Source organism: Serratia sp. Je.1.23.a (assembly GCF_051129805.1).
Lineage (GTDB): Bacteria > Pseudomonadota > Gammaproteobacteria > Enterobacterales > Enterobacteriaceae > Serratia > Serratia liquefaciens.
The window spans coordinates 32895-56272 of record NZ_JBCPSR010000004.1 but is presented as its reverse complement, the minus strand read 5'-3'; the positions used below and the strand labels follow the sequence as shown (position 1 = coordinate 56272).

At 49.0% G+C, this 23378-nt stretch carries 24 protein-coding genes and 1 pseudogene; 9 read left to right on the top strand and 16 right to left on the bottom strand.

Annotated elements, in window-relative coordinates:
* Positions 1 to 18: 18 nt before the first annotated feature.
* Entirely contained in the window at positions 19 to 411 is a 393-nt protein-coding gene (locus tag AAZT04_RS15820) for a hypothetical protein (RefSeq protein WP_290016613.1), read from the top strand.
* A gap of 466 nt (positions 412 to 877) precedes the next feature.
* Here AAZT04_RS15820 and dsbG read toward each other — a convergent pair whose 3' ends face one another.
* The 4 genes from dsbG to AAZT04_RS15800 form a co-directional block, all read right to left on the bottom strand.
* The gene (dsbG, locus tag AAZT04_RS15815; RefSeq protein ID WP_434680895.1) at positions 878 to 1639 is read right to left on the bottom strand and encodes a thiol:disulfide interchange protein DsbG; all 762 of its coding nucleotides are present in this window, start codon (positions 1637 to 1639) and stop codon (positions 878 to 880) included.
* A 90-nt stretch (positions 1640 to 1729) separates the two neighbouring features.
* Complete coding sequence (gorA, locus tag AAZT04_RS15810; RefSeq protein ID WP_434680893.1) at positions 1730 to 3082, bottom strand: glutathione-disulfide reductase; 1353 nt, start codon at positions 3080 to 3082, stop codon at positions 1730 to 1732.
* 34 nt (positions 3083 to 3116) lie between these two features.
* On the bottom strand, positions 3117 to 4340 hold the full coding sequence (locus AAZT04_RS15805) for a MalY/PatB family protein (protein WP_434680891.1): 1224 nt from the start codon (positions 4338 to 4340) through the stop codon (positions 3117 to 3119).
* A gap of 131 nt (positions 4341 to 4471) precedes the next feature.
* A complete protein-coding gene (locus AAZT04_RS15800) occupies positions 4472 to 5320 on the bottom strand; it encodes a DMT family transporter (RefSeq protein WP_434680889.1) in 849 nt (282 codons plus the stop codon).
* Between the two features lie 186 nt (positions 5321 to 5506).
* On the opposite strand from AAZT04_RS15800, the gene AAZT04_RS15795 reads away from it, so the two are divergent.
* Positions 5507 to 6001, top strand: coding sequence for a thioredoxin family protein (locus AAZT04_RS15795; protein ID WP_434680887.1), 495 nt, complete (start codon positions 5507 to 5509; stop codon positions 5999 to 6001).
* Between the two features lie 99 nt (positions 6002 to 6100).
* Here the strand turns inward: AAZT04_RS15795 and AAZT04_RS15790 are convergent, their stop codons facing one another.
* The 3 genes from AAZT04_RS15790 to AAZT04_RS15780 all read right to left on the bottom strand — a co-directional run bounded on the left by AAZT04_RS15790 (position 6101) and on the right by AAZT04_RS15780 (position 8253).
* Positions 6101 to 6361 carry a helix-turn-helix domain-containing protein gene (locus AAZT04_RS15790; RefSeq protein WP_434680885.1) on the bottom strand — a complete coding sequence of 87 codons (261 nt, stop codon included), beginning with the start codon at positions 6359 to 6361 and terminating at the stop codon, positions 6101 to 6103.
* Positions 6362 to 6747: 386 nt separating this feature from the next.
* Positions 6748 to 7500 carry an alpha/beta hydrolase family protein gene (locus AAZT04_RS15785; protein ID WP_212558198.1) on the bottom strand — a complete coding sequence of 251 codons (753 nt, stop codon included), beginning with the start codon at positions 7498 to 7500 and terminating at the stop codon, positions 6748 to 6750.
* Between the two features lie 105 nt (positions 7501 to 7605).
* Positions 7606 to 8253 carry a TetR/AcrR family transcriptional regulator gene (locus tag AAZT04_RS15780; RefSeq protein WP_212558197.1) on the bottom strand — a complete coding sequence of 216 codons (648 nt, stop codon included), beginning with the start codon at positions 8251 to 8253 and terminating at the stop codon, positions 7606 to 7608.
* A gap of 311 nt (positions 8254 to 8564) precedes the next feature.
* Here AAZT04_RS15780 and bhsA point away from each other — a divergent pair, with 311 nt between their 5' ends.
* Together bhsA and AAZT04_RS15770 are read left to right on the top strand one after the other, a co-directional pair.
* Entirely contained in the window at positions 8565 to 8822 is a 258-nt protein-coding gene (gene bhsA / locus AAZT04_RS15775) for a multiple stress resistance protein BhsA (protein WP_212558196.1), read from the top strand.
* Between the two features lie 221 nt (positions 8823 to 9043).
* Positions 9044 to 9601, top strand: a pseudogene (locus AAZT04_RS15770) (DUF2238 domain-containing protein).
* Between the two features lie 37 nt (positions 9602 to 9638).
* On the opposite strand, the gene AAZT04_RS15765 reads toward AAZT04_RS15770, so the two are convergent.
* Positions 9639 to 10610, bottom strand: coding sequence for a LysR family transcriptional regulator (locus tag AAZT04_RS15765; protein ID WP_434680882.1), 972 nt, complete (start codon positions 10608 to 10610; stop codon positions 9639 to 9641).
* 248 nt (positions 10611 to 10858) lie between these two features.
* On the opposite strand from AAZT04_RS15765, the gene AAZT04_RS15760 reads away from it, so the two are divergent.
* Together AAZT04_RS15760 and metC are read left to right on the top strand one after the other, a co-directional pair.
* Entirely contained in the window at positions 10859 to 12145 is a 1287-nt protein-coding gene (locus AAZT04_RS15760; RefSeq protein WP_434680880.1) for an amino acid permease, read from the top strand.
* 35 nt (positions 12146 to 12180) lie between these two features.
* Positions 12181 to 13362 (top strand): cystathionine beta-lyase, encoded by a 1182-nt coding sequence (metC, locus tag AAZT04_RS15755; protein WP_212558193.1) that lies wholly within the window; start codon positions 12181 to 12183, stop codon positions 13360 to 13362.
* 106 nt (positions 13363 to 13468) lie between these two features.
* Here metC and AAZT04_RS15750 read toward each other — a convergent pair whose 3' ends face one another.
* The 3 genes from AAZT04_RS15750 to AAZT04_RS15740 form a co-directional block, all read right to left on the bottom strand.
* Positions 13469 to 14242, bottom strand: coding sequence for an SDR family NAD(P)-dependent oxidoreductase (locus tag AAZT04_RS15750; protein WP_212558192.1), 774 nt, complete (start codon positions 14240 to 14242; stop codon positions 13469 to 13471).
* 63 nt (positions 14243 to 14305) lie between these two features.
* Positions 14306 to 15007 (bottom strand): DsbA family oxidoreductase, encoded by a 702-nt coding sequence (locus AAZT04_RS15745; protein ID WP_281160802.1) that lies wholly within the window; start codon positions 15005 to 15007, stop codon positions 14306 to 14308.
* Positions 15008 to 15095: 88 nt separating this feature from the next.
* Positions 15096 to 16202 (bottom strand): alkene reductase, encoded by a 1107-nt coding sequence (locus AAZT04_RS15740; RefSeq protein ID WP_281160801.1) that lies wholly within the window; start codon positions 16200 to 16202, stop codon positions 15096 to 15098.
* Positions 16203 to 16569: 367 nt separating this feature from the next.
* Between AAZT04_RS15740 and AAZT04_RS15735 the strand changes: the two genes are divergently transcribed.
* A complete protein-coding gene (locus tag AAZT04_RS15735; RefSeq protein ID WP_434680876.1) occupies positions 16570 to 17133 on the top strand; it encodes a YbhB/YbcL family Raf kinase inhibitor-like protein in 564 nt (187 codons plus the stop codon).
* On the opposite strand, the gene AAZT04_RS15730 is transcribed toward AAZT04_RS15735, so the two are convergent.
* A complete protein-coding gene (locus tag AAZT04_RS15730) occupies positions 17117 to 17962 on the bottom strand; it encodes a helix-turn-helix transcriptional regulator (RefSeq protein ID WP_434680874.1) in 846 nt (281 codons plus the stop codon). The two genes, AAZT04_RS15735 and AAZT04_RS15730, sit on opposite strands and share 17 nt — an antisense overlap.
* 288 nt (positions 17963 to 18250) lie before the next feature.
* On the opposite strand from AAZT04_RS15730, the gene AAZT04_RS15725 reads away from it, so the two are divergent.
* Positions 18251 to 18580, top strand: coding sequence for a thioredoxin family protein (locus tag AAZT04_RS15725; RefSeq protein WP_434680872.1), 330 nt, complete (start codon positions 18251 to 18253; stop codon positions 18578 to 18580).
* Positions 18581 to 18701: 121 nt separating this feature from the next.
* On the opposite strand, the gene AAZT04_RS15720 is transcribed toward AAZT04_RS15725, so the two are convergent.
* Positions 18702 to 20021: a 6-phospho-beta-glucosidase gene (locus tag AAZT04_RS15720; protein WP_434680870.1), complete on the bottom strand. Its 1320-nt coding sequence runs from the start codon at positions 20019 to 20021 to the stop codon at positions 18702 to 18704.
* A gap of 140 nt (positions 20022 to 20161) precedes the next feature.
* Between AAZT04_RS15720 and AAZT04_RS15715 the strand changes: the two genes are divergently transcribed.
* A complete protein-coding gene (locus AAZT04_RS15715) occupies positions 20162 to 21064 on the top strand; it encodes a LysR substrate-binding domain-containing protein (protein ID WP_434680868.1) in 903 nt (300 codons plus the stop codon).
* A gap of 130 nt (positions 21065 to 21194) precedes the next feature.
* On the opposite strand, the gene AAZT04_RS15710 is transcribed toward AAZT04_RS15715, so the two are convergent.
* From AAZT04_RS15710 to AAZT04_RS15700, 3 genes are all read right to left on the bottom strand, one after another.
* Entirely contained in the window at positions 21195 to 21533 is a 339-nt protein-coding gene (locus AAZT04_RS15710; RefSeq protein ID WP_007374386.1) for a carboxymuconolactone decarboxylase family protein, read from the bottom strand.
* 16 nt (positions 21534 to 21549) lie between these two features.
* Positions 21550 to 22119: a TetR/AcrR family transcriptional regulator gene (locus tag AAZT04_RS15705; RefSeq protein WP_434680865.1), complete on the bottom strand. Its 570-nt coding sequence runs from the start codon at positions 22117 to 22119 to the stop codon at positions 21550 to 21552.
* A 184-nt stretch (positions 22120 to 22303) separates the two neighbouring features.
* Positions 22304 to 22861 (bottom strand): OsmC family protein, encoded by a 558-nt coding sequence (locus tag AAZT04_RS15700; RefSeq protein ID WP_290016629.1) that lies wholly within the window; start codon positions 22859 to 22861, stop codon positions 22304 to 22306.
* Positions 22862 to 23378 lie beyond the last annotated feature (517 nt).

The following is a 23378-nucleotide window of genomic DNA, read 5'->3' as shown; positions in this document are numbered from 1 at the left end:
ATCAAAGAGAATGTAAGCATGCGAAGACTCGTGAAATGGACGTTAATTGCGATCGTAATCCTGGCCCTGCTGCTCACTGCCGTTTATGGCTTTTTTATCGGCTACCGATATTGGACGATGACGTACAGTGATCCGGCAAAAAAACAGGCATGCCTTGCCTACTCTAGAGAAAAAGTGGCCACGGTGATCCTGAACGACAGGTTAGCGCCCAAAGACGAAATAACGGTATTCACCCAGGCCGAAGCGTTGTCTCATCTGCAAGGGATTGATTTACCCTTGTCCGACATCGAACGCAATGGCGAGGTGTGGATGGCTCCCTTCCAACAAGATGCTCGTCATTATATCGGGATACTGGATTGTAAGGCGCTGACGGTTGAATACAGCGCCGTGCCAACAGGGCAGCGCGGATAGGCACTCCTGCAGCTGAGTCTCACAGAACCGGCATCAATCAATGCCAAGCAGGATCAACAGCTAAACGCCCGTTAACGGATAACTATCCCCCCGAAATGGAGCTTCATCATTATAGAGGCGTCTTCTCAGTAACGGGCATAACCGTCCAAACTTTGCCTTTCATATCGTCGATACGGTAAGTGGACAATGTCCCTAAATACCGCCGATCACCCCAGGCCCAAGGTGATGAACGTTAGTGAATGCCCTTGCAGGTTTTTGAATGCCTGATATTGGCTGACGCATAGGCAATCTGGTCCTTGTCCGACACCATACGGCCATTTTTCAATTTCAGATTTAGGCGATTTACCCTAGCACTTGGCTTTGAGAGCCTTACCCTCATCGTCCGAGGCTACCAGTGCGGTGCTGGCTGGAAAATGCACCACCACCTGTTGTTCAGGATAAACCTAAGCGATAATCGACGTGAAAACTACTTGCATGCCACAAGATCGGCCATTTGATCTTTATCCGGCAGGCCGACGATCTGTTGAAGCGTGTTGGCGTGGTTCAGATAATAAATTGCCGGTGTGCCGTTGGCGCCCAGATCGTCCATCAATTTCTGGTTGTACTGGATCTGGGAAAAAATCGGCTGTGGTGTTTTCTCTAGAAGCGCCGGCTTACTTTTACCGCCAGACAGCTCGAAATCCTGCCAGGCCTTCGCAGGATTATCAGCAGACAACATCGCCGCCGCATAACGACCACTGTCAGGCTGCATGACACCAACCAACTGGGTTTTCATGGCGATTTTATTGTCTTTGATATAGGGCTGAACTTCCTGCCTGAATTTTTTACAGTAAGGGCAGAAGGGATCGGCAAACACGACAATTTGGCAATTTGCCTTATCACTTCCCTCCATGATACCTGGAGCTTTTAAGAGTGTTTGCCACATTTTCCTGCCGGCAGGGATGTAAATCTCGTCCTTTATGATTTTTTCGCTCAGATTATTTCCGTTCTCATCGTACATATAACCTGATATGGCATGTTTTTTATCGGGGGTCAGATAAATTGTCACCCCCGTTCCCTGATATTTTCCCAACCAGCCCTGAACCCCACCGGGAGCCGTGAAGGGTTTGATTATTTCTATACCTTGTTTTTCCAATTGCTTGACCGGTGCGGGAAGCGCTGCGGGCGTTGCTGCCTGAACCTGCGAGCCGAAAAGCGCAGCAGATAACGCGAGGATGTATTTGTTCATTCTTATCTCCATATAATACGTACTCATTACGGGCCGTTGTTTAACAAACCTTCGGCCCTCCCGTCACATGCTAAATGGCACTACTCACCATTATCTCATCGTGACAAATTCTTCTGCCGCAGTTGGGTGAATTGCCACGGTATTGTCGAAGTCTCTCTTCGTTGCTCCCATTTTCAGCGCAACGGCAAAGCCTTGCAGTATTTCATCCATGCCTAAACCGATACCGTGGATACCGATGATTTTCTCTTCCGTCCCCACACATACCAGCTTCATGCGGGATGGCTGGCGATGACGCGTCACGGCGGTGTACATGGCGGTAAAAGATGACTGATAAACTTTCACCTGATCATCACCATATTCCTCGCGCGCCTGGGGTTCAGTCAGGCCAACGGTACCTATTGTCGGGTGGCTAAAGACGACTGTGGGAATATTGTTGTAATCCAGATACTCATCCGGCTTGTTGTTAAACAAGCGTTCTGAAAGGCGACGGCCCGCAGCAACAGCTGCCGGTGTTAACTCAACCGCACCGGTATTATCACCCACCGCGTAAACACCCGGCACGTTGGTATTTTGATATTTATCAACTTTGACGTACCCCTTTTCATCGAGTTCAACACCCGCCATCTCAACGTTCAACTTGTCATTGGCTGGCTCGCGGCCAATCGCCCAGATCAAACAGTCAACCGTTTGTTCACGACCATCTTCCAGCTTCAGTGTCAGGCTGCCGTCCTGGTTTTTGACCACTGCAGTGGGGATCGCTTGGGTGTGCAACGTTGGGCCTTCGTCGTTCATGACTTCAACCAGTGTTTCTGTGAGCAACGGGTCAAAACTGCGCAAAGGCCCATGCTTACGTACGAACAAATGGGTTTTTGACCCCAATGCATTGAGAACACCTGCCAGTTCAACAGCAATGTAGCCTGCACCAACAACTGCAGTGCGCTGCGGTAGCGCCTCAAGCGCAAAAAAACCATCTGAATCAATTCCGTATTCCGCCCCCGGAATAGAGGGATGGCTAGGGCGACCACCGGTGGCTATCAATATATGGTCAGCGGTAATCGTTTCCCCGTTGACCTCCACCGTATGCCCGTCCACAAACCGGGCAAAACCTTTGATGACATCTACCTTGTTTTTACCCAACACATTTTCGTATGAAGTATGAATACGATCGATGTAGGCACTGCGGTTTTTTAGCAAGGTAGCCCAGTCGAGGCGGTTTAATGTGGTATCGAAGCCATAGTCTGGGCCATAAAGATGAATGGCCTCTGCGATTTGCGCAGCGTGCCACATTATTTTTTTCGGTACACACCCCACATTGACGCAAGTCCCGCCCAACTCCCGGGCTTCTATCAAAGCGCATTTCTGCCCATACATCGCCGCACGGTTGATTGAGGCGATACCACCGCTACCACCACCAATCGCTATATAGTCATAGTGTTTCGTCATTTTGTTCTCCAGGCAGCATCGCTGCGGTCATCGTTCAGGTAGCATCGCTAGAACTGGCACTCAATGCCTTGCTTATGCGGTTGAGTCCCTCAGCAAGCATAGCGCGTGGACAAGCCAGATTAAGGCGGATGTGCCCGTCGCCGTTACTGACAAACATTTGCCCCCCTTCAAGCAATACACCCGCATGTCTGGCAAAAAAGAGGGTTACCTCTTCCTGATTACTGACATCTACCAGACGAGAGATATCAATCCAGGCAAGATAAGTCCCTTCCGGAATGATAAAACGGGCCAGCGGATGATATGTCCCCAGGTAGTCCTGCAGAAAACGGAAGTTCTCGTCAATGTAGTGCCTGACCTGAGTCAACCACTCATCGCACTCGGACCAGGCGGCCTTGTTAGCCACCAGGCTCAGCGGAGAGATAAAATCATCATGCAGGCGAAGCCATTCGGCTCTCACTGAGGCATCAGGGATCATGATGTTTGCCAGCAGGTTACCCGCCAGGTTGAACGTTTTGCTGGTCGACATGCAGGTGATAATTTTATGATTTTCAGGAAAAATTGACGCGGCGGGAATATGCGTGACGCCCGAGCGGGATAAATCACAGTGGATTTCATCAGAAATAACCCACACATCATGTTTAAGGCATAACGCTATCATTTTCTGCAACTCATCACGTCGCCAAACTCGCCCGGTGGGATTATGCGGGTTACAGAGAAAGAAGGCTTTAACTCGCTGCTGGTCATCGCTCAGGGCTTGTTCCATTGCCTCAAAATCTACCGCCCAGTGGCCTTCGTTATTTCTAAGCGGGCAATCGACGACGCGACGACCGCTATAGTCTCCGGCTTTTTTAAACGGTGCGTAAGAAGGGGTCAGGATGAGGATGCTGTCTTCTTCGTGGGTCAGTAACGGCACCAATCGGTTAAGCGCAGGGATAATACCCGGGGAGAAAACAATGCTTTCTTCCTGAAACCGGTATCCGTAATTCCTTTCACACCAGGCCCCAAAAATCTCATAGTAATCCCTGTCATAAATGCGGGTGTAGCCAAGAATTTTTTTATCTAACCGGGAACGTATGGCTTCAAGCACCGGCTCGGGGGTGGAAAAAGCCATGTCTGCTACCCAGAGGTTTATAAAACCATTGGCCGGTACTTCCGGCACGGGGCCTTCATGGGCACCAAACATATATTCACGCCAGCCGTCGACGGTTAAGCTGTCTGTCCCTGCCCTGTCCACTGCTTCATCAAAATCGTATTTCATAGAGGTTACCCGATTAGTTTATCCAAAGAGGTCACAGCGTCACTGATTTTTCTAACGATTAGATATTCCATTGCTTTAAAACCTAAAAAACCAATTTGTAGAGTGATCAAGTCATGACTGGCACGTTGATATCAGTGCCGTATTTTCTGACCCGGTGCCTTGATCACCAACAGAATGCCCGCAAGGACTGCCAGCGTTGAAAATGCCATTCTGAGGCTCAGTGACTCGCCCAAAAATGTTACGCCTCCCAGCATCGCCAGACAGGGCACACTCAACTGAACCGTACTGGCTGCAACAGACTCAAGACGAGGTAAAAGTGAATACCACAGCACATAGGCTCCGGCAGAAGCACCCGCACCAGAGAGCACTGCCAGGAGAATTCCGAAACTGTCAAAGTGCGCTCCCTGGCTAATGAACGGCGACAACACCAGGGCAAAAGGCACAGCAAGGATGAAATTTGCCGCAGTGACCTGCGCAGCATCAGGAGAGCGCTTTCCGCAAAGGGTATAAGCCGCCCAGGCAAGGCCTGAAAGTGCCATCAGAACAGCACTGCCCAGGGGGGGCGCTTTGGCACCAGGTAAGAGAAGAGCAGCCATGCCGGCTACAGCCAGCCCAAGCCCCGTTGCTCTGGAAAACGACAGCCTTTCCCCATGGAAAAGGCCATGGGCCACCATCGCCAGTTGCACAACGCCAAACAAGAGCAAAGCACCTGTGCCTGTATCCAAATGAATATAGGCAAGGGAGAAACACAGGGCGTAGGCCATAAGAAAGAACCCGCTTTTCAAGCTCCAGACGCCCTGCTTTTTCCCCTCACGTCTCAACAACAGTGGTAACAAGACCACCGCCCCGCTCATCAGGCGAAGGTCACTGAACGTCACCGGATCAATATGTTCGCCTTTCAACGCAACCCGACAGAGCACAGAATTGGCTGCAAATGCCATCATTGCTATCACTATCTTGAATCCAATAGATCGCCCCATCAGCGTTACGCCTCAAAATTAACAAATTACGTGATAATCTATCAATTAGTAGGTAGAATGGCAATATCTACTTATGGCAGCCAGACACTGAAATGGTACGCCTCTTCAGGTCATGCCTGACCATTGGTCTTTATGATTGCCAGGTTTATGTGCAGCCGTATACCCTTTACTAACAAAGGAGAACACATGCAAGATTTCAAAGTACTGCTCGAAGCAGCATCGGATTACAACGAATTTGTTGGCAGCGGAGCAGAAGAAGACCGCAACGCATTGCGGCATTTTGAGGGGCTTGCCAACGAGGCATTACCTGACGATGTCATTAGTAAGCTCTCGCAACTTCCGGGTTCGAACAGCATTCTGGTAGCTGCTGAAATGTGGTGCCCCGACTGCCATAAAAACTTGCCCGTTATCCATGCCATTGCCGCGTCAGCGCCGGCAATACGTCTGGGTATTATCACCCGCGACAAGGCTAAAGCCGTTTTTAAAGCACACTTTGGTGTCGATAAAGTCAAAATTCCATTTGCGGTGGTACTGGATGAGAATGCGACTCCGCTGGGGCAGTTTATTGAACGACCTAAAACCGCTATCGGCAAGAATGGGGAAGTGACTGAGAGTTACAAAAACGGTGAACTTCTGGCCGATACCGCCCGTGAAGTGACCTCAATTTTTCTTCAGGAGTGATGGTCTCTCAGGAAGATAAAGCAGGTAGCCTACCTCTCCCTGGAACATATACTTATGGGTGAAAAACAACGCAGTACACTTGCGGGTTTAAACAAGATTTTAAAAAGTGTTTTTTAACCGTGCCCGGTAACTCTGAACAATATCCATACCGGTTTGAGGCTGAACACCTAGCGCCTCGCAGTACCAGATGAACTCAACAACATCCAGGCGCCGTTCTCCCACTTCAACTTTTTGCACGAAGCTGTGAGGACGACCTATACGTTCCCCCATTTCACGCATGGATATACCCTGGTCTTCACGAATTTCTCGAAGCCAGTTAAGAAGCGCCTGCATTTCTGGAGAGTGGATGCTTTTTGTCACTCGTACCTTTTACAGGTACTTTACCACCGTACCCAAAACAGGTACGATAGCTACGTAAAAGTAATAGCTTTTGATGCTCAACAAAGTAGCAAATCTCAACTCTAGGCCAGAGAGCCTGAAGTTGAGCAACACCAGGAAATAATAATAATCAAAAATATAATTAAGAACTTTAGCCCTGAATATCACCAGGGCTTTTTTTTAAGTAAGCAAACAAAACACGTTATACAAATTCGTATATTCCGGCCAACATAGGAACCAACGCTACTCTTGCCAACCCGACGACTTTAACTTACTAACGCCTTAACGATCCCTATTATCGAAATGAAGTGCAATTCCTCACAGCTTATGCCTCCCACACAAGCCATGTTTTTAAAAACCACTTCTAACTAGAGATAAGCAGAACTCCAGGCAACGATAATGCCAGCGACGTATTCCGCATCCTGAGGATGAGTCAGAAGATGATCCGCTTTCCCCAAGGAGATAAAGCTTTTGGGGTGTCTGGCGGCTTTAAAAATTTTCTCTGCCTGTTCAATGAGTACGGTATCATCATTGGGAGCATGAAAAATCAATAGCGGCTTATTCATGGTAAATACCTTTTCCGCTATTTTATGTTCCTGAATGTTATCCAGCATTTGCTTTTTGATCGTGAATACCCTGCCCGCAAGCTCTACCGGGAAAGCGCCATGATTCCTGATATCTTCGATATTGTCTTTGAACAACCGCTGTACATGCGTCAATTCGCCCGGCGAACCGATGGTTACGACCGCTCTGGCCTCAGGCACTTTGGCTGCAATAGAGAGGATTGCCGAACCGCCAAGGCTGTGACCAATCAGCAGCGAAGGAGCCTCGTATTCCCGACGAAGATAATCGACCGCGCACAGCAGATCGGAAATATTCGAGGAAAAATTGGTATTGGAAAAATCACCTTCACTGTTGCCTAACCCAGTGAAATCAAAGCGAAGCACCGCGATTGAATTTTCTGTCAGTTTCTTCGCAATGCGTGCAGCACCTTTCAGATCTTTCCCACAGGTAAAGCAGTGCGCTAACAGTGCAAAGGCTTTTGGGTTTTCAGGCAACTCAAGCAACCCGGCAAGTTCTTCACCTTCTGCATTTTTAAAGGTAAATTTTAATTTTTTCATTATGTTAATTTTCAGTATTATTGATTCAGTAGGCAGAGAACCCGTAAGCTTCAATGATTAACGGCGTCTTTTCTGCATGGTTTGGACTGCTCGTATCCTTGAAGATCAGCCCTTGTAAGTAAGACCTGTGAGTGCTGGCCACTGCCCCATAAAGGTGGCAATAATCTCTTCCAGTTCCGCCAACGTGGCACCTTCTCGGGCACGTACGGACATTCCCTGCAAAAGACAGGATAGATACCGGGCGATAGCAGAGACATCAACATCAGCTGGTAACTCTTGCCGCTGCTGGCGCACTTGCAAATACGTTTCAAGTATAGCTTCCTGCGTGTGATGTTGTTTACGCAACATCTTTGCTACATCAGTTGATGAAGCAGCCAGCACCATTGAATTACAGATGACAAAGCACCCCGCAGGTTTACTCTTGTCGGTAAAACTGCGTGCCGTTGAACGCAAGTAGACTTCAATACCTTGGGAGACAGAATACTCTGACTGATCCAGCGCACCTTTTCTAAGATCCTCGAAAACCTCCAGATAGCGATCCATCGCCGCGCGAAAGAGGCCTTCTTTATTACCGAACTCAGCATATAACGTAGGTGCTTTAGCACCTGTGGCATCAACCAGATGCGACAAAGATGTCCCTTCATAGCCGTATGCCCAAAATTGCATCATCGCCTTGTCCAGTACCCGCTCCCGATTGAATATTTTCGGTCTGCCACGCGCACTTTTTGCGGGCTTCTCCGATATGGCTTGCATAAGTTTCTCCTCAGCCATGTATGTTTTTATTAAATTAACAATCATTAATAAAACATGCAATAACTATCTAAAAAATCCGTAAAAAGAAGAGCACCTCCATAAACCAGACCCTACTTGCAAAATACTGAGGAAAGACTCGCCCACCATAAAAATCAATAAAATGCAATAAATACAATTAGATAAACATTTTATTAATGATCATTAAAAAAACATGTTGACGGCAGCACTGCATGAGCCTATCATTTAATTATCGATCGTTAATTAAATAACGTCGCAACCCTATCGTAGTTACATGAATTGAGAGAAACATCATGAAAAATGTAAAAAATGTTCTGCTTGCCGCCACTTTCGCCTCTATGAGCTTCAGCGTGTTTGCTGCTGACCAAGTCAACAGCGCGCCAGTGAATAAAGAAAAAGTGGGCGTCGTTTCAGCCAGCAATGCAGGTACTCTGTCTACTCTGGAAGCCCAGTTGAAGGAAAAAGCAGAGGCTGCCGGTGCAGAAGCATTTCTGATCACTTCGGTTTCTGGCTCAAACAAACTTCATGGTACTGCTGTTATTTACAAATAAGGCCACCCAACGCTTTTTATTATTGGAACCTTATTATCAGGCCGCCTTCTTGAGGCGGCCTGATTTTTAATTTTCAGGTAATAGTTTCCTACCAAACTGATCCTGCAAGCGGGATGCTTACACGCCAAACACCAACACCTTGCACTTTCCCTCTTTTCAGCTAAAAGCTACTTTCACCACCATAAAGGCTCGCTGATAACCCCCGTCCGCTCTATGTATTACTGGGCATTGTGCTTATTGCGTTACTGCTGTCTTTCACAGCCTTTAGAACCGACCGCAGGATTACTTGTCCACTTGAAGTCATACCGATTTTTATTATCGCGTCAGTGCTGTAGATCACCGCAAAACGCTATCCGCAGCCTCCTATACTCTATTATTCACTGATTTTCATCGGCTACATTTCCCTTATCGTCGGCGGGATGTACTCGTATACCAAAGTGCCCCTCGGGTTTGAAGTGCAGGAGTGGTTTAATCTCAGCCACAACCCCTACGACAAACCCAGCCACCTGTTCCAGGGCTTAGTCCCGGTGCTGGCGGCGCAGAAAGTATTGATTCGCAGCGGTTACATCAACGGCCGCAAAATGCTGGTTTTCCTGGTGTGACGTATCGTGCCAGCAATCAGCGCGTTCTATGAGTTGATTGAATGGTGGGTGGAACTGATTCTCGGCCAGGGTGCCCCATGTGATACTCAATCCGATATGCTGCGCGCTCTGCTGAGCTCGATGATCTCAGTGTTTATTCTCGCCCCCTGGCATTCGTGGCAACTTGGAAAGTTATGAAGCTAGCCCACCGCAAGGTGTTTTTACTTCTAGCGAGCTACACCGGCCCCCCTTCCCCCAACCATTTATCCCATGCTGGCGAAGAGGAAATCCTCTCAACGATAAAGTCGATAAAACTTCGTATCTTGGGGTCCTGGTGATATCCGGGATGATAAAGCGCATACAAACTGTATTCATGCTGTTTGACTTCATGGTCCAGCAGTACCGGCAACAGCTCGCCCCGCGCAATATAGTCACCAAGCAAATAGGTCGGCAAGCTGACAATCCCCTGATGTTGCAGAGCAGCGTTCAGTAGCCCCAGCGTGCTGTTAACCTCGATAATGTTATTAACTTTCAATGCCCTGACCTGATGTTGTTCATCGATGTAATACCAGTTATCCGAAACGTTCGGGTTAATTAAACAATCGTGCTGTTCCAGATCGGCTAGCAACTTAGGAATACCACGCCGTTCGAAATAGATTTTGCTGCCACAGTACACCCAGTTGATTTTACATACTTCCCGGATGGCAAAATTGTTTGGCGGGCGAGCAGTAATGCGCAAGGCGATATCAAAATTCTCCTCATTCAAATTCACGTTCTGATCGTTAAGATCGACGGACAAGCGCACATCCGGGTACAGCGCCCGGAACTCGCTGTACAGCCGCATCAGATGCGACACACCAAAAGCAATGGAGCAGGTAATTTTTAGCTGTCCCTGCGGGTGTTGGTGAAAACTGGAGGTGTTGATTAACGAATCATCAAGATCGCCCAGCAGCCGCTGCGCACGGCTCAATAAGTATTTACCCGGTTCGGTCAGGATCAGGGTTCGGGTGGTTCTTTTTAACAGCACGATCCCGAGACTCTCTTCCAGTTGCGAAATACTGCGGCTCACTGAAGACGGCGTCAGATTCAGTTTTTGCGCGGCAACAGAGAAACTATTGCATTCAACAACTTTGATGAAAATTTCCAGTTGACGGAAGATCGCATGGTTATCAATTTTTGCTTTAAATGGCATAAAAAGCTTGTTCATCAACGCCCCTCACCAGAATGAATCAACCATACCCCAGCATAATGCGACTTACCCAAACAGCGATACTCATCAACTTTTGCAGTTTACGCACAAGTCTTATTAATACTTAGCACCGCCGACCTCTTTTCGTTTCGCTTGACATTACATACCATGTTCTTGCACTCAGAAGGTTATTTATCTTAATAATTATTACCGTCGTTACCATCATGCACCACTATTATTTTAATAAGTTACGACAGGAAAACATTATGAATAACATTTATCACTCTCTACCAGGCTACGAAAAATTTAATGAATCCGTTCCGTTTACTAAATATGACGCGGGATGGGTGGTTCTGTGTATTGGCATGGCAATTGGTTCCGGCATTGTTTTTATGCCAGTGCAAATTGGCATAAAGGGTATATGGGTACTTATCGCCTCGGTTATTATTGCCTACCCCGCTATTTACTTATTGCAGAGCTTATATTTAAAAACGCTATCAGAAAGTGAAGATTGTGAAGGTTATGTTAATATCATTACCCAGTACCTTGGTAAAAACTGGGGATTCTGGCTGGGGACAGCCTATTTTTTAATGTTACTGCACGGAATGTTCTCTTATTCACTGGCCGTCACCTTCGACAGCGCTTCGTATATTCAGACCTTTGGGTTAACAACAGATTTGCTGTCAGACTCCGTCTGGTACGGGCTGGTTATCCTGATCGTACTGGTGAGTATCGCCTCGCAGGGTGAACGCCTGTTATTCAAGGTGTCCGGGCCAATGGTCTGTGTGAAATTCGGTATTATTGTCGCGCTGGGTCTGGTAATGGTGCCACACTGGAATGTTAATAATATTAGCGCGTTTCCGCCGATGGGGCCATTTTTTCGCGATGTATTCTTAACGCTACCATTTACCCTATTTTCCATTCTGTTTGTGCAAATTCTCAGCCCAATGAATATCGCTTACCGTAAAGTGGAGGCAGACAGACGTATTGCGACCTACCGCGCCATTCGCGCTAACAGGATAGCGTATATTATACTGGCAGTAGCGGTTTTATTTTTTGCCTTTTCATTCACTTTTGCAATCAGTCATGACCAGGCCGTATCAGCATACGAGCAAAACATCTCAGCACTGGCAATTGCCGCGCAGGTTATTCCTGGCTCCGCGGTAAAAATAATGAGTGCGCTATTGAATATCTTTGCAATATTAACGGCATTCCTCGGAATATATCTGGGATTCCATGAAGCAATTAAAGGGATTGTGATAAATATTATTAGCCGTTTTATACCTGAAGAAAAAATAAACCAGAAAGTATTGCATATCGCCATTAGCGCAATTGTTGTGCTTGGGTTGTGGGCATGGATTTCAACTCGATTTTCGATCCTGTTTTTTATGCAACTCGGTAGCCCACTGTTCGGGTTAGTCTCTTGTCTGATCCCCTGCTATTTAGTCTACAAAGTAAAAACGCTGCATCAGTTTAAAGGTCCGGGCGTGTGGTTCATCACCTTTTTTGGCATCTTGCTGTGCCTGGCTCCTTTCTTTAAATTTTTCGAATAACACGGTCAACATGACGCTGGTTGAAGAGGTATCTAATGAGTAAAGAAACAAATTCTAATTTCAGTATCGGTACGCGCATTACCCAAATAGGCAGAAACCCGGCAGAGCAAAAAGGTTTCGTGAACAGCGCAGTGTTTCGCGGTTCGACGGTAATTTTCCCCACCGTTAGCGATATCGAAAACGACCGTGCTGAATTCAATTACGGTACTATGGGTACACCAACTATAGCCAATCTGGAAAATGCATGGAGCGAACTGGCAGGTGCAGTAGGAACTGTGCTCTCACCATCCGGCCTTGGTGCTATCGCCCTGGCGCTGCTTACCACGGTAAAAGCGGGTGACCATTTGCTGATGCCAGACAGCGTCTACAAACCCACGCGTTTGTTCTGTGCGAGCTTGCTGGCCAAAATGGGCATCGAAACCCAGTATTACGATCCGCTGATCGGCGCGGGCATTGAGACTTTATTTCGCCCGAATACCAGCACGTTGTTCCTGGAGTCACCCGGATCGCAGAGTTTTGAGATCCAGGACGTACCCGCTATGACAGCACTGGCGAAAGTACGCGGTATCGCCACCATCATTGATAATACCTGGGCGACGCCGGTTTTTTTTCGTGCCCACGAGCACGGCTGCGATTTATCAGTTGAAGCAGGGACCAAATACCTCGGCGGCCATTCCGATCTGCTGATGGGGGTCGTCTCCGCTAACGAAACCTGGTGGCCTGAACTACGTAAAACCTATGACCTGATGGCAATGTTACCTGGTGCGGAAGACTGTTTCCTGGCGCTGCGCGGAATGCGCACTATGTACTTGCGCCTCAAAGAAGCGGAGAAACGTGGGCTGGAAATGGCGCAGTGGCTGCAATCCCGACCGGAAGTGTTGAAAGTACTGCATCCGGCCTTCCCGGACTGCCCCGGTCATGAGATCTGGAAGCGCGACTTTACCGGGTCCTCCGGCCTGTTCTCCATTATTCTGCAACCGGAATATGGCAAAGCCAGCGTCGATCACATGCTCGATAACATGTCGATTTTCGCCATGGGCTATTCCTGGGGCGGTTTCGAGAGCCTGATAATTCCGTTCAACTGTGCGGAATACCGTACAGTGACGACGTGGCAGCCTGGCGGTAGGGCACTGCGCCTGCAAATCGGGCTGGAAGATATGGATGACCTGAAAGCCGATCTGGTCGCCGGGTTGGGGCGGTTAAAAATGTTCGCCTAAACGATGGTCGTGTATTCAATATGATGACACTCATTCAGTGGCGACTGGGAAGGCAAATGTAAAAAAGCCGCCTGTCATAAGGCGGCTTGGCAAGGGTACGAAAAACTTATCTGCGAACGGCCATGATACCGGCATCGACATCCCAGATTGCGCCAGTCACCCAAGAGGCTTTGTCGGACAACAGGAAGAAGATGGTATTGGCCACATCCTCCGGCGTGCCGACACGCCCCAGCGGATGGAAAGCGTTCAGCGATTGCATCGCGCCGGCAATGTCTTCTTTCGCCATAAAGCCTTCATAAATCGGGGTATGCACGATCCCTGGCGAAACGGCGTTCACGCGGATACCCGCACTGGCCAGCTCAATAGCCAGGTTGCGCGTAAACGCGTGCAGGCCAGCTTTGGCCATGGAATACGCGGAAGCCGGTGAGTCGCCGAGTGCGGCTTGCGCCCCAATAGAGCCCACGTTAACAATTGCCCCTTCACGGCCGTCGGCCAGCATATTCTTCACCACGTCCTGCGTGATGAAGAAGGTTGCCCGGTTCAGTGTCAGGTACATGTCGTAATCCGCTTCCTGATGCTCGGTAAAGCCTTTCGGCATGAAAATCCCGGCCGCGTTGACCATCAGGCTGATATCGCGATGATTGGCATTGATCTCCTGACGAATGGCGTTCATACCCTCTTCGGTCATCAGGTTTGCCGCAATCACGGACACGGAACCCAGTGGGCTCAGCTCTTTCTGAACCGCTTCTGCCTTGTCTTTTTTATTGCCCGTCAGTACCACGCTGCCGCCGGCTTTCAGCACCATACGCGCCGTTTCCAGACCCATGCCGCTGGTGCCACCCACGACAAGCAGTTTTTTGCCTTTAAAGTAATCGCTCATTTTGAACTCCGTTATTTGCAGGGTAGATTTGCCGGCAAGCCATACCGCCGGTCCGTTCAGATTTCAGATGCTGCAACCGTCAGCGCCGCAGGTCTGGCCGTCGGTTTTTGCCAATTCAGCCGCTTTTTCTTCCCAGACTTGCTTCAGCGCGTTCAGAAAGTTGTCCGCAGATTGCGCGCCGCTGATGGCATATTTTTCATTGAGCAGGAACAGCGGGACACCGCTGACCCCGATCGACCGGGCATGGGCTTCATCTTCGGTCACCGATGCACGGAAATCCTCATTAGCAAGGGCGCTTTCAGCGTCGGCTCTGGGCATGCCCACTTCGGTAGCTAACGCAATGAGCTCCTGCGGATCGAAAATGGAACGCCCCTCAGTAACACTAGCCCGATAAAACCGTTCTGCCATAGCATCGCCCATATTGGCGTGACGTGCAGCCGCGAGCAGCGTGTGAGCATCTTCGGTATCGCCAAAGAGCATGGTGTCAAAGTTATACTGGAGCCCTTCAGCCTTCCCGGCCGTGCCCACCTGATTCATCATCAGTTCCGCCCCATGTTCCCCGCCAAACTTCTTGTAAAGGGCTTTGCGGAACGGCACGGCAGGCCGGTCGCCGGAAATACGGAAACTGTGGTGGCGGACTACGACCTGTTCCTTATGCTCAAAGGCGGTAAGGCCCTTTTCGAAACGTTTTTTGGCGATCCAGCACCATGGGCAGACCAGATCTGACCAAATATCTATCGTAATAATCGGCTTAAGGGCTTGCATATTGGCTCCTGAATACCTCATTAATGTCCGCTTTCGGTTTGCGGCGCCCCTGCATGCGGGCACCGCGAATACCGACAGCGGCGTGGTGTTAGTTGACTTCCCAGGCGGGATAATCGGTATAGCCTTTTTCCGGCGAACCCGTCACGCCGTAATACGTCGTGCGATCGCTTTCAGCCAGCGGCCAGCCGTTCTGCATTCTTTCGACCAGATCAGGGTTGGCGATGTACGGCACGCCAAACGCGACAAGATCCAGTTCATCGGCCTCAAGTGCAGTTTCGGCAATCTCGCGGGTGAAGCCGCCAGCGGCAATAACAGTGCCCCCCAGGGTTTTACGGAACGCGGATTTGAAACCGTCAGGAACCGGTGCCTTGGTGTAAACAGGCTGATAGTAAAGGTGTACATAAGCCAGCTCACGCTGGCCGAGGGCCGCAGCGATACTTGCCCAAATCTCCGCTTCACCTTCATAAGGCGCCAGGTCGTAAATCCGCCCGAACGGTGAAATGCGTAAGCCCACCTTATTGCTGCCAATGGCCGCAGAAATGGCATCAACGGTTTCCAGCAGGAACCGTTGACGGTTTTCTACGGAACCGCCGTATTCGTCCGTACGATTGTTCAACTCGCTGCTAAGGAACTGGTCGAAAATGAAGCCGTTCGCCGCCATGATTTCCACGCCATCAAACCCGGCTTCCATTGCCAGACGCGCTGAATGAACAAAGTCAGCGGTAACGCGTCGGACTTCTGCGGTTTCCAGCGCACGCGGCTGGCTTGGAACGACAGGCCCCGGTTCGCCAGACTCGGTCAGTGCAAAGACGGTGGTGTTAACCGCTTGTACGGTACCGGCGGAAACTGGCGCGATGTTGCCCGGCTGAATTGAGATATGAGACATCCGGCCCACATGCCACAACTGAGCAAAAATACGGCCGCCCTTCGCATGTACCGCATCGGTCACTTTGCGCCAGCCCTGAACGTGTGCAGCGTTGTAGATCCCCGGGGTATACAGATAACCGCGCCCTTCTTCAGAAACAGGCATGCCTTCGGTGATAAGCAGCCCCGCAGAGGCGCGCTGGGCGTAGTAAAGTGCAACGACGTCATCCGGCACGTCGTTCATGGTGCGGGTGCGGGTCATGGGGGCCATGACCACGCGGTTTTTTAACTGCATGCCGGACAGATTGTAGGGGGTGAACAACTTACTCATCGTGTACCTCGCAAGGCGAAAGAGAGAAAAGCCCCGCTGGGGCCGGAGTTATGCTCAGAAAGCAAAGAAACTGTCTGTCAGTTCCTGATGCCGGTTGAGCGTATGGCTGCACTATACCTATCTACTAGTTGATTGGTCAATAGGTAAAAGAACAAATCATGCTATCCTTTTGTCACCGGACACGGACACAGGGAATGCTGCGCAAGGTGAGCTGCCGTCGGCGAGATGGCCGCCATCCTGTGAAATCAGGGAATTACAAATATCATTATTGGGCGTTATGGAGCTAAGACTGGCCGATTCAGGGCGGCGCGGGATCTTTCTCTCCCCTTATCATTGGGATGTTAATCACCCCGATGGAGAAGAGTAAATGTCCAGACTTCACCTTACTGTTATCAGTACATTATGCCTGGCGTTGTCGAGCCAGGTGGCTTTTGCGGCTGGTTTTACGCTGACAAGCCATGAGCTTGAAAAAAATCATTTCCCCGCGGCTCAGACCCTGAGTTCACCTTATGGATTTGGGTGCAGTGGTGGAAACCTTGCCCCCTCTTTTAACTGGAGCGGCGCGCCGGTAGGAACGCAAAGCTTCGCTCTCAAAATTTATGATAGGGATGCGCCGACAGGTCTGGGTTGGATCCACTGGCAGGTGGTGAATATTCCCTCATCACTTCACTCGTTGCCGACCGGGATAACGGCGGATAACAAAAATCTCCCGCAAGGGGCTCTTCAGACCCGAACTGATTTCGGTATCCCGGGTTATGGCGGCCCTTGCCCGCCGAAGGGCGAAAAGCACCGTTATGAGATCACGCTGACGGCACTTCGTGTCGACAAACTGCCGGGAATAACGGCGGACTCGACGCCTGCCCTGGTCGGCTTTATAACAAAAGCGAACTCACTGGGCGAAGCGCATCTGCAGATTACGCAGGGCCGCTAACCGCAGCCTGGTTGCCGATAGCCTGGCAGGAAACCCGGACCAGGCTGGGGCTGAACCCGAAGCGGGTTCGAAATCGGGCAGCAAATTTAGACGGATTTTCATAGCCGACTTCCAGGGAGATGCGGGTGACAGAAAGGTCGGTCACCTGCAAAAGTGTCAGGGCGCGACACATACGGATGTCAGTCACCAGATGGGTAAATGACGTATTTTCGGCATGCAGATGGCGTCTCAGGGTGGTTACCGACATACCCAATTCAGCCGCTACCTGCGCAGCATTCCAGTCTTGTGATATGTCTGCTGCAACGAGTTTGCGGATTTTTATCGCCAGCCCGGTATGTTGTTTCAGCGCGAAGAAAATGCGGTATTCATCCAGCCAACTCAACATCTCTTCCATACGCCTGGCCACGATACTTTCAGGTATGTTTTCAGTATCTGTAATGGCCTCTGCGGTGTGATGAAAGGCCTGGCGAAAACTGTTGCCTGGCTCCGCCATTTTATTTGCTTCGTGTATGCTCATACGTGGCACATGCATGAGGCAGTAGTTTTGGACGAAATCGGAACAAAAACTCAGCCATGATGCTTCATACGTACCCGTTAAAGGTGATGGTGTATTGATGATATCAAAAGAGTGCCCCTCACCGATGACCACCGCGTCACCCGCTTCCAGCGTTATCTCCTTTTGCGCCCAGCGGATTATTTTCCTGCCATGCCGGACCAGGATAATTGTGGGTTCATCAACAGTGATATGACGCATCATCAGGGGCTGCGTATGCAGCACATGCGCTGTACTGCCCACATTGATACGACTGGATAGTGTTCTTTCCATCATCGCCTTCCGAAAAGGAATAGGCCTGCCCTGTAGGCTGCCCCTTTATGAATAGGCTTGCTTTTTTATAAAGTAATCCCAATTTTACAATACGTCAGTTTTCTCATTGAGATGGAGTGAAATATCATAATCCTCAGCACGCCTTCCACATAACGTGACGCTTAGCCATTGATAGAACATGGCATTGTCTTCGCTTAAGTACCTTTCTATCGATGATAGCTTTTTATGTTAATTAAATCTACCAACTGGTAGGTAGAATCACTACCAAGTGACATCCTGCAGGAGTGAATGATGCGTGAATTAACCCTTTACAATGAAGATAATTTTAGAGAAATCGAGAGGCATGAAGGAGTTGCTGTGGTGCGCTTCTCTGCCCCCTGGTGCCCACCTTGCCAGATGAGCGAAGACATTTTCAACCATTTTGCCGAGCAGATTGAAAGCGATGTCAAAGTCGGCAAAGTGAATGTGGATCTGGCACCGGTGCTGACCACCAAATATGAAATTTGGGGCCTGCCGTCCGTACTGATGTTCAAGGATGGGCAGTTGGTCCAGCGTATACCGGGTGTTAAATCGGCAGGGTTTTATCAGCAAGTATTGTCAGAGCTGAAAAAAGGGCAGTAATGCCCTTTTATCTATGTTTAAAAAAGTCTCTTAGCGGTCTGATGCCTCATCGGCAAGCGGTTACCCCTCTTTCAGAGTGATAACCGCTTTGTTATAAAATAACCGACCAGTCTGCTTAGCGTTATTTATTGCGTTGGAAGGCCGGCATCAACGCTTTGTTATGTTCGATCACTTCATCCAATGCATTTTCAAGCAGTTGGCCGCTTTTGACCAAGGGATTAATAACCAAAGCGCGCCATGCCGTATACCGATTACCACTGATGGCTGCCTCAATGGTCAATTGCTCAAAGCTTTTCATCAGTTGAATCAGACGAAGTACATCTTCCGGGAAAGGTTCGACATTCAGTGGTATAGGTCCTGAACGGGTGATCATTGAACTGACCTCAACCGCACAGTCATCCGGCAGGCCCGCAATCGCACCATCGTTTCGCGTATTGACATGCATGATGATGCGTTTGTCGTTATATATTGCGCTCATCAATTCACATGCCGCATCCGAATAGTACTGCCCTCCCCGACCTTCCAGCGCTTTCGGTTTCTCGGCGAGTTCCGGGTTTCGATAAATTTCGAATAGTTCTCTTTCGAGCTCCTTTACGATCTCACCACGAGTCCCTTCCCCTTGTGCTTCGCCAAGCTCCTGTCGGTACATGTCGTCGCTCATGTAGTAATAACGCAGGTAGGGGCAAGGTATCATTCCCATATTCGCCAACAACCGATCCGGCCATTTGAAAGGAGGAATATTTTTAGGCACCAACGGATCATTCCCCTCTGAAATCAGCTCAATAACCTGAGGCAGCTTATCCTTACCTTCATGATAAATATGACGCGCAAATATGAAGTGATTAAGTCCCGCGACCTGCATGATAAATTCATTGATGTCACTGACACCTAAAGCACTGGCAATACCTTTTTGCATGATAACAGGCACATTGCACAGCCCTACGGTTTTGACTTTGCTGTATTTCAGTATCGCTTCAGTGACCATTCCCGACGGGTTGGTAAAGTTCAGCAACCAGGCATCCGGGCACAGTTGTTCCATTTCTTTCGCTATAGCCAATGCAATCGGGATAGTGCGGCATGCATTGGCAAACCCACCCAGTCCATTGGTTTCCTGACCGATCATGTCGTATTTCAGCGATATCCTTTCGTCGCTGATCCGTGCTTCCAGGCAGCCGGCCCTGAACTGAGAACAAACAAAATCGGCACCGAGCAGTGCTTCTGTGCGGTCAAGGGTTTCATAAACCGGTATATCCAGCCCATTTTTTTCCAGCATCCGTCGGGTGAGGCCCGCAATGATCGCCATTTTTTCACGGCCATCCTCAATATCAACCAGCCATAACTCGCGGATCGGAAATTCATTTTGACGCTTGATAATGCCTTCCATCAGTTCAGGTGTGTAGCTTGAACCTGCTCCAATAACCACTAACTTAAGACCCTTCATTAGATATTCCCCTCATCGTTGTTGTCAGGACGTCTGTTGGGCCAATTAAAGAGGACAAGGGGCTTAGTGGACAAACGATCAATTCCGGGGTATGCATTACTGTAAATAATGCATAAGAAAATTAAGAAGGAAAATGATGAATGCTCGCTCAACAGAACATACTGGCACTATTGCATACGTTTGAAACGGCAGCACTGCATATGAGCTTTACCAAGGCAGCAACTACTCTCAATCTGACGCAAGGGGCCGTTAGCCAACGCATTCGTTCTCTTGAATCCATGCTCGGATTCAGACTGTTTATCAGAATGACCAGAAAGCTTCAGTTGACCGATGAAGGGGAGCGTTTACTTGGCGTACTCGCGTTTTCACTTAAACGCATCAGTGATGAAATAGAAGATATTCGCGTGCAGGGGCTGAGAGGAACCTTGTCTGTCGGCCTTCCACCTACCTTCGCTTTTCTCTGGCTGATGCCGCGCTTACCGGTATTTACCGAACGGTGGCCGGGGCTGAATATCAATTTCAGAGTGAGAGCCGGTCTGGTAGATTTTAATCTTGAACGGGTAGATGTCGCTATCTACTACAGTAATCTGAAATACCCCGATCTCTACTGCGAACGGTTATCTGAAGAGACGCTGGTTCCCGTCTGTATTCCATCTACTGCACAAAAAATCAGGCAAGCAAACCATTGGTTAGCTGAAGTCCCATTCATTCATACGTCTGAATCCGTTGACTCCCAGAATGTTTTTTCCGAATGGCGAGAATGGTGCAGGGAGTCTGGCAAAAACCTGCCTGTTGAAGATAATTTTTTGAGCTTCAACAATTGTCAGATGTCGATTGAAGCGGCACTCAATGGCGGCGGTATCATCATGGGCAGAAAACGACTCATTCGACATTACCTCGATGAGGGCCGACTGGTTGCCCCTTTTGAAATAGAAATACCCGCCGGGCGAGGATATGACCTCATTATGCCACGAGAAAACCTTAACCGACCGGGCGTTCAGGCTTTAGCCGAATGGGTAAGAAATGTGTTTAACGAGAAATAAAGTCTGTTTTCGTTCTGATAAGGGCCAATGTAAGCCATATCAGACCTAATGCCAGAGAGCATGATGAAAATGTCTGTCAGAAGTGAAAAAAGGGCAGTCATGCCCTTTTATATTTTCAGCGCGATAACTATTACGCTTTCAGTTGCTTAATCGCATCCAGCGTACGTGCTGAATAGACAACGGCAGCGCCTGCATTCAGGTTGATCGCCACACCCAGGGCTTCAGCAATTTCTTCTTCTGTGGCGCCAGCTTTAACGGCAGCTTCGGCATGGACGGCGATGCAACCATCACAGCGAGTCGTCACCGCACAAGCCAGTGCAATCAGTTCACGCACTTTCGCACCCAAGAGGTTGGTCTTATTGCCGGCGTTGCCCAAAGCCATGACGCCTTTTAGCGTTTCCGGGGTCAACTTACCCAGATCACCAACACGTTGCATCACTTCTGAGCGGTATTCATTCCAATCTAACATGGGGTCATCTCCAGAATTATTTTCTTTTAACAATCATTAGGATCTGTTCAAGCGTATCGTTGAAAAGCTCAGGCTTATTAATCGCCCGGGAAACAACGCTAGCGCCTTCGCATAAATTCAAAATAAGCAGCGCCATCTTTGATGGCGATAGGTCGGCTGTCAGCTCCCCTGCATCAACGCCACGGCTGACAATCTTGGTCAGCCAGGCAATCTGCATGTCGAAATATTCGGTCGCCTGAACTCTGATATTCGGTGGCAGATTGGCCATTTCCGAAGACAAAGCACTACACAACGGCATACGCGACGTGCGATAGCTTTCGATGAAAAGCTCCACATAGGCGATAAGCATCTGCGCGACCGTATTCTCTGTCGCTTCAATCTGTTCAAACCGATGTTTGGTTTCAGCATAGGCATGAATCACCACCTGCTCGCCCAAAGTATCTTTGGTTGGGAAATGATGATGAATACTTGCCTTGGTGATACCAATGCTTTTCGACAAATCGGCATAGCTGAATGCAGAGTAACCCCGTTCGCGCATCAGATGGTCCGCTTCATTCAGAAGCCTTTCTCGTGTCATGACTGACATATAATCCTCACAATTATAATCTACTAGTTGGTAGATATTATCTGCGCCGGTTGTTCCCTGCAAGGGGACATCAGTTCACAACAGCGATTTAACCTTCTTCTGATAACGCGTTTTTGTCGGGGTTAATAGCCATCAGGCAGTAGGGAAATGACAGTGTTCAGGCATTTCCCTCTCTGAGGTTTACCTACACCAACCGGGTATCAATACTGACCGGGTTCGCCAACGTATCATGGATCGGCGAGCTTTCTGGCAGTGCACGAACCATTTCTTCAAGCTGTTCACGGCTGGCAGTCGGACTGGAGAGCTTAACGCCAACACGGATCGCTTTCGCCCCGTTGCGAACTTTTTCGTCAAGACCCAGGAAACCGTTCAGATTAATGTCGAAGTTCAGGTCAAGTTCAATACCATCAAGCTCAATGCCCTTTTCTGCCGCCATCACGGTCAGAGTCGCAGTATAACAGCCGGCAAGTGCCTGCAAAATGTACTCAGCTGGGCCCATACCGCTATCAGTGCCCGATAAATCAGCAGGTTCATCGCCAACATTAGCAAATTTTCCGGAGCGACTGGTATCAACCTGGCCGTTCTGGATAGTCGCATGAGTTTCCACACGGACGGATACCCCACCGTTGGATTTACTCTTCATGTTAAAGGTGAGATTGCCCAGCTCTGGCTGCTGGCGAATAGCTTCTCGTGTACCGCGAATAACATTAGCGTCAGCAAAAGGTTTTTTTGAACTAGTCATGTCAACTCCTGAAGATGTAGTGTGATTTCAAATGTAGGGTTCGTACAAGCCACAACCAACCTACTAGATGGTAGATTACTCCATGATTGGAATGTTGTCTACCACTATTGGGATGGACTTCTGAAAACATAACAAATAAAAAAAGCAACAAATTGAATTATAATGATTTTATAATTGAAATGAGAGTTAAAATACATCTGCCGTAACCTTAATATGTATGCTACAAGCATTGTTTATCTCTTCATCTTGATACAACGATTGCCCACCTCGCCCAGTGTTTGGCTAGCCACTCGATACCACACGCCGTCGTCTACCTTTGTTCGCAGTTTTGCCAGACATACAACGCCAGTACGTAACAGTCGTTGGTGAAGCCTTACAGTTCCTTCGCCAGTGCCGGGTTATTGATCCGGTAGTATTGGACCTCAAATCGCACAAACCTAAAATTGTTAAATACGTCAAAAATGAGAGCTTCGTTGCGTTCCTGAAGCACAGTTGTTGACGATTACTTTGGCATGGG